This window comes from Flavobacterium frigidum (assembly GCF_048286795.2).
In genome coordinates this window covers 738118-750758 of the sequence record NZ_JBLVPT020000001.1, presented here as the reverse complement: position 1 = coordinate 750758, position 12641 = coordinate 738118, and the positions used below count along the sequence as shown (strand labels likewise).

Genomic DNA, 12641 nt, shown 5'->3' with positions numbered 1-12641 from the left:
TTTTAAACAAAAATTAATTGTCAACTACTATCCAACATATAGCCGTCATGAGACTTTCTGCAATGGGAGATGTCGCTATGACGGTTCCTGTTTTACGCGCGTTTGTCAGTCAATATCCAGAGGTTAAAATCACGGTCATTTCGAGACCTTTTTTCAAACCATTTTTTGACGTAATTCCCAATCTTACTTTTTTTGCTTTCGATGAAAAAGAACGACACAAAGGTTTTCTTGGATTGTTGCGTTTGTTTCAGGATTTGAAAGAATTAGAAATTGATGCTTTCGCCGATTTGCACAATGTGTTGCGTTCTAAGGTTGTTCGAACGCTTTTTGCCTTGAGCGGAAAAAAAAATGCCACAGTGGATAAAGGAAGAGCAGCAAAAAAAGCATTGACCCAACCCGAAAATAAAGTGTTCAAGCAACTTCCCACCATGTTTGAACGGCATATCAAAGTGTTTAAAGAGCTGGGTTTTACAGTTGATTTGTTTCAGCCAGATTTCCCTGAAAAAGCAATTTTGAACCCAGAAATTCTAGCGGTAATTGGAGAAAAAAATCATAAATTAATAGGAATCGCACCTTTTGCACAATACGATGCTAAAGTGTATCCTTTAGATCTAATTCAGGAAGTGATCGATCAATTGGCTTTAGTTACAACCCACACCATTCTGCTTTTTGGCGGTGGAACAAAAGAAATTGAAATTCTGGATTCGCTTACTGCTAATAAAAAAAACGTCATCAATATGGCTGGAAAACTCAAATTGCAACAAGAATTACAGCTCATCAGTAATCTAGATGTGATGCTTTCGATGGATTCTGGGAATGCACATATAGCGGCCATGCTAGGTGTAAAAGTCATCACGCTTTGGGGAGCCACACATCCGTATGCTGGGTTTTCACCCTTTAATCAACCAATGGAAAATGCGTTGGTTTCTGATAGAAATCAATTTCCAAAAATACCCACTTCGGTATATGGGAATAAAAAAGTTGCAGGTTATCAAGAGGCTATGCGAACTATTGCTGTGAAAGATATAGTCCGTCGTATTTTGTAATCTTTGCGAGGAAAGAAGCAATCCTGTTTGGCACTCTGGATTTAAATTTAATGCTTTAATTTCAAACCCATTTTTTCGAAATGTATTCTTATTAGTTCTATTTGTCTGACCTAAATAATTCTAAAAAAAATCTGATGATTGTTTTTATATCCAAAAAGATCAGATTGAACTAATGCATATTTTTTCCGAAGGTTCTTTTTGCTCTTGACCTATTAATGGTACTATAAGATTTTTATTCCTATTTATATTAGTCTTAAAACTGGTTCTGTTTTTTGGGGCAACATAAAAATACACAAATAAATACATCAAACAAAAACCATTACAATTGAACTAATCTAAAAATTCAAGAGATGGGTACTGAACAATAATATTAAATCGAGAATAAACAACTAGACCAGAGGGGGTTTTCTATTTTATATTTTTTTCGGAGTATTAATAATTTGATTTGTAATTATTTAAAAAAGGGAACGCCAAATTGCAGTAAGGAATTTATAAAACGTAGCTTTGTGTTCAATAAAAATAAAATGCAGCTTGAAGTTGTTGTTTTTTTGCTTTTTGTATCCCCAACAAAAAAAATATCCTGTTGATTAATGAATGAAATTAAAATAGTTAATTGTCCCGTTTGTAGCAGTAAAAACAATGTAAGTTATATAACGACTAATGCATTAATGCATGAACTAAATAATGAGCGCTATGAATTTAAAAAATGCGTGTTGTGCCAAAGTGTTTTCTTATCAAACCCCGTCCAAGAAAGTCATTTAAATAACTATTATACAAATAATTATCTTCCTTACAAAGGTGCTGCAGCTTGGGGGAAATACAAGTTATTTGTTACAAAAAGTCAACAAAATTTAGATTTAAAAAGAGTAAAAGTTGTTGCAAATAACACAAAAAATAAAAAATCATTTTCTATTCTGGATGTGGGTTGTGGCAATCCAAGTTTTTTAAATGCCATCCAAAAAAAGTTACATGCTGATTGTACTGGAATAGATTTTTCTGATAATGGATGGAAAGATAATAATTTTGAAAATTTAAGTCTTTTTAAAAGTTCAATAGCTAATTTTAATCCAAACCAGAAATTTGATGTTATTACGCTTTGGCACTATCTAGAACATGATTATAATTTACAAGAAACCATTGAAATATTATTTTGTTGCCTAAATCCACGAGGCAGATTAATAATAGAAGTACCCGATTATAATACTATTTTAGCTAAAAGACAAAAGCAGTTTTGGCAGGGCTGGCATAGTCCCAGACATCTAACACTTTTTTCAAAAGAAGGGTTTCGCCAACTTTTCACACCAGATAAATGGTCTATTGTTAAACATACAAGATATGGCACTTTAGATGCGTTCACACTATGGTGGCTTGGAAAAATGGAGAAAAACAATATAGATTGGTCTAGTTCAATGGAAGGTAGATTTTGGCACTTAGTATTTTTAAAAATTATCAGTTTTCCTTTTTTTCTATTCGAAAAAGTTATTCCAATGGGAATACAAATTATAATTCTTGAAAAAAAGTAATGTTTTCAAAAAAATAAAATTCAATTAATATTTCATTTCGTGAGTCAAATAACTACAAGTACCTTTTTTAAGGTGGATACATTTTCGAATAAATGGTGGGCTTTTACACAAATGCAACTTGGACATAATAAGTTAAAAAACGTTACAGGTCTCACTTTTTATAAATTATTGGGCTCAGGTGCAAAAAATGGTTTTAGCGCAGTTCCTAATTTTGGGACTTATGTACTTTTTTGTATTTGGGACTCGGAGAGTAGCGCAGAAAACTTTTTTAAGCAACACCCTTTCTTTTTAGCGTACAAAAAACGAAGCAACGAACAGTTTACAGTTTACCTTAATTCTGCAGAAGCCCATGGTTTGTGGGACGGAATACAACCTTTTCAGAAAAATGTAAATTTAGATCCAGATAAACCCATAATAGTATTGACGAGAGCTAGTATAAGATTACGAAAACTGTGGTCTTTTTGGAGCAAAGTAGGATCAGTAAGTCAAAGTTTAGAAAGTTATGATGGACTGGTTTTATCAATTGGCGTAGGTGAATGGCCATTGATACAGCAGGCAACCATCAGCATTTGGAAAACACAAAAAGAAATGCTTGATTATGCCTATAAAAATCCAAAACATCGAGAAGTTGTTATGCTTACTAGAAAACTGAATTGGTATAAAGAAGAAATGTTTGCTCGATTTGTGCCTTATAAATTTGAAGGGAAATGGGATGGCAAAGATGCTGCTGAATTTTACTAAATTAGTAATAGGAATCGATGATATCTGTTTGAATTAAAGTTAAAAAAAATAAACAGTATTGAAAACAAGCAGCGGCAGAAAACATCACTTTTTTTGAAAAAATTATAAAATTTAGCAATTAAAAGTATATTATAAAAATAGGGTGTATGGCACATAATTCTAAATTTGTTTAATATATTTGTAATTAAATTAAACAATAAGTGAAATCAATAAGCAATAATTTAAATGCCATAGTTGTTGGTTCTGGAATTGCTGGAATTGCAAGCGCTATTCGTTTGCAACAAAAGGGCTTTAACGTTACGGTTTATGAAAAAAATCACTATCCAGGTGGTAAACTTTCTACATTTAATTTAGGAAATTATCGTTTTGATGCAGGACCGTCACTATTTACAATGCCAAATTTTGTTGATGAATTATTTCAATTAGCTGGAAAAGATCCTAGAAATTACTTTAAATATATCAAGCACGGTAATTCATGTAATTATTTTTGGGATGATGGAACCAGGCTAGAAGCTGACAGTGATATTGAAAAGTTTTCTAAAAAAGTAAGCGATACCTTTAATGTTTCACCAGTAGTTATAAAAAAAAAATTAACTAAAGCACGGTTTATAAATGAAACAATAGGAGACTTATTTTTGGAGCAAAGTTTGCACCAAATAAAGAACTTTCTTAATCTAAAAACACTAAAAGCAATTTTTAAAATCAATAGATTAGACATAAACAAATCGTTGCATCAAGCTAATTTAAAAGATTTAAAACATCCAAAATTAGTTCAGCTTTTTGACAGATATGCAACATATAATGGTTCAAATCCATATAAAACTCCAGGGATTATGGGGATTATCCCTCATTACGAATATAATGTCGGAACCTTTTTTCCAACAGAAGGTATGAACAGTATTACCACATCTTTAGTTAAACTAGCAGAAGATATTGGAGTTAATTTTGTTTACAACAGTCCAGTTGAAGAAATACTTGTTGATACTTTACAAAAAAAAGTTACGGGAGTCAAAGTAAACAATAAAACTATAGATGCTAATTTGGTATTTAGCAATATGGACGTCTATTTTACGTACAATAAATTATTACCAAAAATAAAAGCACCAAAAAAAACTTTATCACAAGAGCGTTCAAGTTCAGCTATCATTTTTTATTGGGGTATAAAAAAACAATTCCCAGAATTAGATTTACACAACATATTTTTTTCAGATAATTACAAAGAAGAATTTGAATGTATTTTTGATAAAAAAACAATATTTGCTGATTCAACGGTATATATTAATATTTCGTCCAAATTAGCAAAAGACGATGCCCCAATTGGTTCAGAAAATTGGTTTGTAATGGTAAACGCTCCAGCTAATAATGGACAAAACTGGGATGAACTAGTTAGCAAAACAAAACAAAACCTTATTTCAAAAATTAATAAACAACTTAATATTAAATTAGAAGACCTGATAGAGAACGAACAAATTCTAGATCCACGATCTATTGAAGCCAATACATCTTCCTTCCAGGGTTCTCTGTACGGCACATCGAGTAACTCTAAATTTGCAGCGTTTTTAAGACATCCAAATTTTAAAAATAAAATCAAAGGATTATATTTTGTAGGTGGAAGTGTTCACCCTGGAGGCGGAATTCCGCTTTGTTTAATGAGTGCCAAAATCGCCACCAATCATGTTTAATAATTATGCCTCATTAAAACTTAAAGTATCGATTATTATATTGATCGCATTTTATATTTCGGGTGTAATAGGAATATTAACCAATAATCAAACAATAGATTTTCTATCATTGACACCACTAAATTTAGTGATTAATGTTGCGTTACTATTTTTAAATCATCAAAACGGAACTAATAAACAGGCTATAGTTTTTTTGATTATTGCAATTGCTGGATTTTTTATAGAAGCAATAGGGGTAAATACCGGACTCATTTTTGGCAACTATGTATACAAAACAACTTTAGGATGGAAATTTCTTGAAACACCGCTTATTATTGGCGTCAATTGGATATTACTCACTTGTTCAGTTGTTTACAGTATTCAAAATAAAATAAAAAGTAATCTAGGAATAGCTTTTGCATCAGCATGTTTGTTAGTACTTCTAGATATTTTAATAGAACCAGTGGCCATACAATATAATTTCTGGAGCTGGAATGAAACCATAGTTCCTATCAAAAACTATATAGCATGGTTTATTATTTCTTTTATTTTTTGTTATGCAATTGCCTATTATAAAGGCGAATCGAAAAATAATTTAGCGCCTTATTTATTAATTTTACAGTTTATGTTTTTTGGAATCTTCAATTTTATGATATGGAAATAGTTTTTTATTTTTTGACAGTTATTGCCACTTTCTTTTTTATGGAATTTATGGCGTGGTTTACGCACAAATTTATTATGCATGGTATAATGTGGTACTTTCATAAAGATCACCATCAACATGAACCTGGTTTTTTTGAAAAAAACGACATTTTTTTTCTAATTTTTGCTATTCCAAGTTGGTTATGTATAATGTTGGGACTTATGAACGCATATTATTTTGTAGTTTGTATAGGGATTGGCATTGCTGTTTATGGTCTTTTTTATTTTTTGATGCACGACGTTTTTATACACCAACGCTTTAAATGGTTTAGAAACAGCAATAATTTTTATTTATTAGCATTACGAAAAGCACATAAAATTCACCACAAGCATTTAGGAAAAGAACATGGGGAAGTTTTTGGAATGTTGATTGTACCATCGAAATATTTTAAAGAGTCGCAAATTAGTACATCAAAAAAACGACAAAATAAAGTAAAGAGTTCTTAGCAAAATCAATAATATAAAAAATTCAATTCAGCTAAGACTACATGCTTATTGGAACCATTAAGAATCTCTTAGATTTAATTAAAGGGAATTTTCTTAATGGTTCAAAAATTTAAAACAAATACTGTTTGAACCATTAAGATATTTAAGTTTTATGAACTGTATGTATCAATGTTTTAATCTGAATTAATTTTTTTCAATATTTTTTTAAAAAAATTATTGAAATTTGAACTGTTTCGATTTTAAATTTATTTTTCTAAGTTTTTAGCGACTTAGTAAAAGTTGATGCTAAATTTTGTCGGTTATTCGATATTTAAGGATACGATAACTTTAAAGTAAGCCTAAAATAAAACAAAGTAAAACTGTCGTCTGAAGTACTTTTAGTTTGATTTTTTATAATCTTTGTTGACCAAATTCCAATATATCATCTCATTTTCAACGGATATCTTGGTAAAATTAAATTTTTTTAGAAGATTTATTGAACTACTATTTGAAAACAAACAATTTGCTGTAATTTCTTTTATTTTTTCGTTGGAGAAAGCCCATTTTATTATTTCTCGTACTGCTTCTTCTGCAAAACCTTTTCGTCTTTCTTCCTTGATGATGCCATATCCAATATCAATATTTTCGTCTTTATCGTTAAATCCTTTAAATCCTAAATCTCCAATTATTTCCTTTGTGTCTTTTTTGATTATCATCCAAGATTCAAAACCTGTTGGATAACCTACTTTGGTTAAATTATTAATAATTCTAGGTAACGTCTCTAAAACATCCATGTCTGGCCAACTTTTCCCTTTTTGATAGTTCCATTTCTCTAAATCACTAAAATCATTGTTTAAAATGTTTTGACAAAATGGAATTGTAAAAGGTTTAAGTATTAAATTTTTAGTAACCAGTTGTTCAATTTCAATAGTATTAATTTTCATGTTTTTAATGTAAGATAATCAAGGTAATAAATATACGATCTTACCTTTCAGGATTTTTAAAGCTTAGATTTTTAATATACCATTATTGTACTAATATACTAAAAACCCCAACTTCACTAAGGTAAAAAAACCTCCCTTTTCAGAGAAGTTTTAATTGTCTTATAAACTGTTCTTACACATCATCATAATCTACATAAATGCTTTCTGATGTTGGATGTGCTTGCTTCTAATAGAAAAAACATCATTTATATGGCGGGAAAACTCCAATTGCAACAAGAATTACAGCTCGTCAGTAATCTAGATGTGATGCTTTCAATGGATTCCGGGAACGCACATATTGCGGCCATGCTTGGTGTAAAAGTCATCACGCTTTGGGGAGTAAGACATCCGTATGCTGCGTTTTAACCCTTTAATCAACCAATGGAAAATGCGTTGGTTTCTGATATAAATCAATTTCCAAAAATACCCACTTCGGTATATGGGAATAAAAAAGTGGCAGGTTATCAAGAGGCTATGGTAACGATTCCCGTTGAGGCGATAGTAAATGCTATTGTGATTTAAATCAACTAATTGTGTTTAGAATACGTTATTGAGCCCATGCGTATTGGTACGAAAATGCTAACTTTAACACATTAATAACAATTGGACATTAGGGTATAGTGAGAATAATACTATTTTTGACGGTTTTATATTTCATTTTAATAAATGCAACAGTATGTAATTCTTGACTTTGAATTAGCTGTTTATTTTTAGAATTAATGTTTAACCAGCTGCATAACCAAATCGAGCAACTCTCTATGTCAAAAATTACAGTATCATTTGCATTTTTGTTCTTATTTTCTTTTTCTGCTTTTTCACAAAAGAATAATCTCTCAGGAATTTTAACCGCCGGAAGTGAAAAAACGCCAATTTATAATTCCGTTGTGGCTTTACTAACACCCGTAGATTCTGTATTATACCAGTTTACACGTTCGGATAAAGACGGGAAATTTTTGTTGAAAAACATAAAGCCAGGCAGTTATATTTTTATGACATCCCACAATCAATATGCAGATTATTTAGAAGATATAACTGTAACTGATGCTGATAGAAATTTAGGAAATATCAACTTGTTGAGCAAAATGGAGTTGTTGCGAGAGGTCGTGATAAAAACGGGTTCTATCAAAATAAAAGGAGACACCACAAGTTACAGAGCTAGTGATTTTCAAGTAGATGCTAACGCTAACGTAGAGGAATTGTTGAAAAAACTTCCTGGAATTCAGGTTGATAAAAATGGTACAATCAAAGCCATGGGTGAAACCGTAACGAAGGTATTGGTTGATGGTGAAGAATTTTTTGGTGATGATCCCGGGATGGCAGTAAAAAATTTACGTGCCGATGCCATCAAAGAAGTACAAGTTTTTAATAAAAAAAGCGACCAAGTTGAGTTCACTGGAATTGACGATGGTGAAACAAAAAAAACAATCAATCTGCGTCTAAAAGAAGATAAAAAGAAAGGTTATTTTGGTAAAATTGATGGCGCCAGTCAGCCAACTGCAGAATCGGATCCGCGATACAATAGTAATGTTTTACTCAGTAGTTTTAAAGGAAAAAGAAAACTGTCTGTATTTTTATTAAATGGAAATACCGGGCAAGATGGATTGAGCTGGCAAGACAATGATAAGTTTGGTGGTGGTGATGGTAATGTGAGTATGAGCATGGATGATGATGGAAATGTAAATTACGAATGGACTGGTGGGAATAATGACGAAGAGCCAAATGTAGACACACAAAATGGATTTATAAAAAATACCAATGCAGGCGTGCAGTATAGTAATAAATGGAACGACAAGCATACTTTGAACTTGTCTCCTAAATACAACAGACAAAACTATCAAAACAACAGCAGCAGAAGTACGCAAACGCAAGTAGGGGATACACAATTGAATCAAAACAGTGCTACTGTAAGCCAGGTTAATAGAGATAATTTTAAACTGAATTCCGTTTATGATGTGAAAATTGACACTGTAAACACTCTAAAAATAACTACCAAAACAAATTTTTACACTGCTGACAGTGATGAGTTTACTACGGGCAGTACCATTGGCAGTGATGGCTTGTTGCGAAACAAACAAGAGCGTTTGTTTACTACTAATTCAGATAAAGCAGCGCTTTCGGCCAGCGTTTTGTTTAAACATAAATTTGTTAAACCCCGCAGAACATTATCTATAAACAGTAGCTGGAATACGCTTAATACGAATGCCAATAATTTCTTGAAATCAGCTAACGAAAGTTATGAAGGTGGTCTTTTTGCCTTTAGAAATGAAGTAGATCAAAATAAAGTAGGTGAAAAAAACACTCAAAATTTTACGGTAAACACTGCTTATACCGAACCTTTGGGTAAAAAAATGGCTTTGCAACTGTCCTATCAAATTAATAACAATAGTGGTAATAGTAACTTTATTACGTATGATTTCTCAGATAGTAGCGGCCGATATGATATGGTAGTCGATTCTCTTTCTAACCAGTTCAAACAAAACATTACAACGCACAAACCAGTGATTAAATTGAGTTACAATGCCAAAAAAATTAATTACAGTTTTGGTAGTGGATTTGGTTTTACCTCGTTTAATTTACAAGATCTAACGCAAAGCAAGGAGTACAAAAGGAGTTTTACTAATTTCTTTCCATCGGCAAATTTTTCGTACAAGTATAAAAGTAATAGTAATTTACGATTCAATTATCAAGGAGCTACTAAACAGCCCACCATAGATCAGTTACAACCGTTGCGAAACAATCAGGATTTTTTCAATCAAGTAGTTGGAAATCCAGATCTAAAACAGTCTTTTACAAATAGTTTTAATATCTCAAACAATAGTTATAGTATTTTGACTGAAACTAATTTTTACCAAAGCATATCTTTTAGAACGACTTCTAATTTGATATCTTTCAATAGGGATATTGACCCAGAAAGTGCAAAAACAGTAACCACTCCAATAAATACAAATGGAAATTTTTCAGCTAATTTGTATATGGGTTATGGCATTAAATTGAAGAAATTAGACATGTATGTTAACGTTAGTCCATCGGCAAATTTCAACAGATCAGTAAATAGTATCAATGGACAAATCAACAATTCGAACAATTTGAATTCTAATTTTTCGGTGTATTTAAGTAAGTCTAAAGAAAAAAAATATGATATCAACTTGAACAACACCTTTTCTAATAGTCGCAACAGTACCTCTCAAAATAATGAAGTTAAATCTTTTAACACCAATAATTTGGGATTAGACATTGGAGTTTATTTTAGAGAAAAATGGAAAATTTCGACAGATTATAATTTGTATGTTCGTCAAAAAACAGTTGATTTTCAGGATCAGCTCACCAATCAGTTGTGGAACGCAAGGTTACAACGTACTTTTAAAAATGATGAATTTACAGCTTATGTGATGGTGCGTGACATTTTGAATCAAAACATAGGAATCAATAGGTTTATATATGAAAATACTATTGGCGAAGAGCGTAATGATCGACTCAAACGTTACGCTATGATTGGTTTTACATGGAATTTTAAAAATAAAAATGGTGTCGAAAAAAAATAAGTAGGTTCTACTTTTAAGAGCACTCTATAAACCAATTTGATTTAACATACAAAAACAATAAGACTCATGAAAACACTATATTTTTATTTCGCCATAGCATTGTGCGCTACCAGCAGTTTTGCGCAACAATTTGTAAACAAGGCAGTAATTGAATACGAAGTTAGTACTAATCTAAAAAAAACGATGAGTAATGACAGTTGGGATGAGATGATAAAAGACAACATGTCTGACTTGAAAATATCCTATTACACCTATAGCTTTGAAAACAATAAAAGCATTTACAAATTTGATAGATGGAGTCCAAAAACCAGAATACCAAAACAACAAAAAGAGGCAGACGAAGAAGACGCTTGGTATTTTGATTTTACTACAAACAAAATGAACATGCAAAAACAAATTGTAGGAACTAATTTTGTAGTGGAAGATAGCATACCAAATATACAGTGGAAAATAACCAATGAACACAGAGAAATAGCGGGCTACAATTGCCGAAAAGCTGTAGGAAAAATATATGATGACGTCTATGTATTTGCTTTTTATACGGATGACATTATTATCTCTGGCGGTCCATGCTCTATAAATGGCTTACCGGGCATGATTTTAGGACTTTCGATTCCAAGACTGTATACTTCGTTTATGGCGACTAAAATAGATTTAAAAATCAGTGATACTGCGGCAATAAAACCGACAATTGCCAAAAAAACGTACGATTTAATGGGCCTAAAAACTTTTATTGAAGAAAAAACAAAAGATTGGTATACGTACGGGGAAGACAAGGAAGAGAATAAAAGACAAAAAAACCTGTTTTTTTGGAATGCTTTTTTGTAATGTTTTGACTGGATTTTATAAATATTAAAAAATTCCAAATTCCAACCTTTAAGGCTGGGATTTGGAATTTTTTAGTTTTAGATATTTATCGTTTAAACATCATCATAATCTACATAAATGCTTTCTGATGTTGGATGCGCTTGACAAGTCAGAATCAAACCATCGGCAATTTCTTTATCAGTAAGGATAGAATTTTTAGACATCTCAGCTGTTCCAGAAGTAACACGTGCTAGGCAGCTGCTGCAAATTCCGCCTTGGCAGGAATACGGCGCATCAATACCTTGTTTTAAAGCGGCATCAAGAACAGTTTGTTTTTGTGACATTTCAAAAGTTGTTTCCTCGTCATCTACCATGATGGTGATTTTTGAATGGCCTCCTAACGATTTTTCGATTGCGTTTTCTTTGGTTGAAGAAGCAAATAATTCGAATTTAATATTAGATTCTTTTACATTATGTTCCTTCAAAACTCCAGAAACAATATTGATCATTTCTTCGGGTCCACACAAATAGAACTTATCAAAGTCAAGCTCTTTGTGTTTGTTATTTAAAACAAAATTCACGGTCGATTTTTCGATGCGACCAAACAAAGCAGGCTCTACTTTGGCTTGACTGAAAACATAATGTACAAATAGGCGTCCTACATATTGTAGTTGCAAATCGTGTAATTCTTGGTGAAAGATGGTTTCTTCGGGTGTTTTGTTTCCGTAAACCAATACAAAAGAACTCTTTGGTTCGTTTTTCAGTACGGATTTTAGGATAGACATCACGGGTGTAATTCCGCTTCCAGCTGCAAATGCCGCATAGTTTTTTTGGCGTTCAGCCTGAGGTTCAAAGGTAAATTTTCCCTCTGGCGTTCCTACTTCAAGTACATCTCCCGCTTTAAGTTTTGTTTTTGCAAACTGAGAAAAAGCACCGCTAGGAACTGCTTTTACAGCTATTCGCAATTCGCCACTATCCGGTGAAGAGCAAATAGAATAGGCACGGCGAATTTCTTGACCGTCGAGAGTTAATTTTAAGTTCAAGTATTGTCCAGCAATAAAAGCATAGTTTGCTTTTAGTTCTTGAGGAACATTAAAAAGTATAGAAACCGCGTCTTTGGTTTCGGGTTTTACTTCTTTTATGATAAGTTTTAAAAAGGATGACATGGGATTATTTTTTTTGCAAATATACTAAAGTCAATAGGTTTCTT

General features: G+C 31.9%; 10 protein-coding genes and 1 pseudogene. 9 read left to right on the top strand and 2 right to left on the bottom strand.

Annotated features, from left to right (window positions below; translation table 11 throughout):
• Window positions 1–47: 47 nt before the first annotated feature.
• From ACNQGB_RS03435 to ACNQGB_RS03410, 6 genes are all read left to right on the top strand, one after another.
• Window positions 48–1046, top strand: a complete 999-nt coding sequence (locus ACNQGB_RS03435) for a glycosyltransferase family 9 protein (RefSeq protein WP_417945520.1) — start codon at window positions 48–50, stop codon at window positions 1044–1046.
• 590 nt (window positions 1047–1636) lie between these two features.
• On the top strand, window positions 1637–2569 hold the full coding sequence (locus ACNQGB_RS03430) for a class I SAM-dependent methyltransferase (protein WP_417945522.1): 933 nt from the start codon (window positions 1637–1639) through the stop codon (window positions 2567–2569).
• A gap of 39 nt (window positions 2570–2608) precedes the next feature.
• The gene (locus ACNQGB_RS03425; protein WP_417945524.1) at window positions 2609–3310 is read left to right on the top strand and encodes a DUF3291 domain-containing protein; all 702 of its coding nucleotides are present in this window, start codon (window positions 2609–2611) and stop codon (window positions 3308–3310) included.
• A gap of 200 nt (window positions 3311–3510) precedes the next feature.
• Window positions 3511–4992: a 1-hydroxycarotenoid 3,4-desaturase CrtD gene (crtD, locus tag ACNQGB_RS03420; protein WP_417945526.1), complete on the top strand. Its 1482-nt coding sequence runs from the start codon at window positions 3511–3513 to the stop codon at window positions 4990–4992.
• Window positions 4985–5635 (top strand): carotenoid biosynthesis protein, encoded by a 651-nt coding sequence (locus tag ACNQGB_RS03415; protein ID WP_417945528.1) that lies wholly within the window; start codon window positions 4985–4987, stop codon window positions 5633–5635. The genes crtD and ACNQGB_RS03415 overlap by 8 nt, the downstream gene beginning before the upstream one ends.
• The gene (locus ACNQGB_RS03410; RefSeq protein ID WP_417945530.1) at window positions 5626–6120 is read left to right on the top strand and encodes a sterol desaturase family protein; all 495 of its coding nucleotides are present in this window, start codon (window positions 5626–5628) and stop codon (window positions 6118–6120) included. Before ACNQGB_RS03415 ends, ACNQGB_RS03410 begins: the two co-directional genes overlap by 10 nt.
• A gap of 377 nt (window positions 6121–6497) precedes the next feature.
• Here the strand turns inward: ACNQGB_RS03410 and ACNQGB_RS03405 are convergent, their stop codons facing one another.
• Window positions 6498–7043, bottom strand: coding sequence for a GNAT family N-acetyltransferase (locus tag ACNQGB_RS03405; protein WP_417945532.1), 546 nt, complete (start codon window positions 7041–7043; stop codon window positions 6498–6500).
• A 207-nt stretch (window positions 7044–7250) separates the two neighbouring features.
• Here ACNQGB_RS03405 and ACNQGB_RS03400 point away from each other — a divergent pair.
• The 3 genes and pseudogenes from ACNQGB_RS03400 to ACNQGB_RS03390 all read left to right on the top strand — a co-directional run.
• Window positions 7251–7604 (top strand): annotated as a pseudogene (locus tag ACNQGB_RS03400) (glycosyltransferase family 9 protein); the annotation flags it as partial.
• Between the two features lie 236 nt (window positions 7605–7840).
• Window positions 7841–10624: an outer membrane beta-barrel protein gene (locus ACNQGB_RS03395; RefSeq protein ID WP_417945534.1), complete on the top strand. Its 2784-nt coding sequence runs from the start codon at window positions 7841–7843 to the stop codon at window positions 10622–10624.
• 66 nt (window positions 10625–10690) lie between these two features.
• Window positions 10691–11452 carry a GLPGLI family protein gene (locus ACNQGB_RS03390; RefSeq protein WP_417945536.1) on the top strand — a complete coding sequence of 254 codons (762 nt, stop codon included), beginning with the start codon at window positions 10691–10693 and terminating at the stop codon, window positions 11450–11452.
• Window positions 11453–11544: 92 nt separating this feature from the next.
• Here ACNQGB_RS03390 and ACNQGB_RS03385 read toward each other — a convergent pair whose 3' ends face one another.
• The gene (locus ACNQGB_RS03385) at window positions 11545–12597 is read right to left on the bottom strand and encodes a 2Fe-2S iron-sulfur cluster-binding protein (RefSeq protein WP_417945538.1); all 1053 of its coding nucleotides are present in this window, start codon (window positions 12595–12597) and stop codon (window positions 11545–11547) included.
• Window positions 12598–12641 lie beyond the last annotated feature (44 nt).

Coding starts and splice junctions, on each gene's coding strand:
- ACNQGB_RS03430 (WP_417945522.1), top strand. CDS start 1,637: ATGAATGAAATTAAAATAGTTAATTGTCCCGTTTGTAGCAGTAAAAAC.
- ACNQGB_RS03395 (WP_417945534.1), top strand. CDS start 7,841: ATGTCAAAAATTACAGTATCATTTGCATTTTTGTTCTTATTTTCTTTT.
- ACNQGB_RS03435 (WP_417945520.1), top strand. CDS start 48: ATGAGACTTTCTGCAATGGGAGATGTCGCTATGACGGTTCCTGTTTTA.
- ACNQGB_RS03385 (WP_417945538.1), bottom strand. CDS start 12,597: ATGTCATCCTTTTTAAAACTTATCATAAAAGAAGTAAAACCCGAAACC.
- ACNQGB_RS03410 (WP_417945530.1), top strand. CDS start 5,626: ATGGAAATAGTTTTTTATTTTTTGACAGTTATTGCCACTTTCTTTTTT.
- ACNQGB_RS03415 (WP_417945528.1), top strand. CDS start 4,985: ATGTTTAATAATTATGCCTCATTAAAACTTAAAGTATCGATTATTATA.
- ACNQGB_RS03405 (WP_417945532.1), bottom strand. CDS start 7,043: ATGAAAATTAATACTATTGAAATTGAACAACTGGTTACTAAAAATTTA.
- ACNQGB_RS03390 (WP_417945536.1), top strand. CDS start 10,691: ATGAAAACACTATATTTTTATTTCGCCATAGCATTGTGCGCTACCAGC.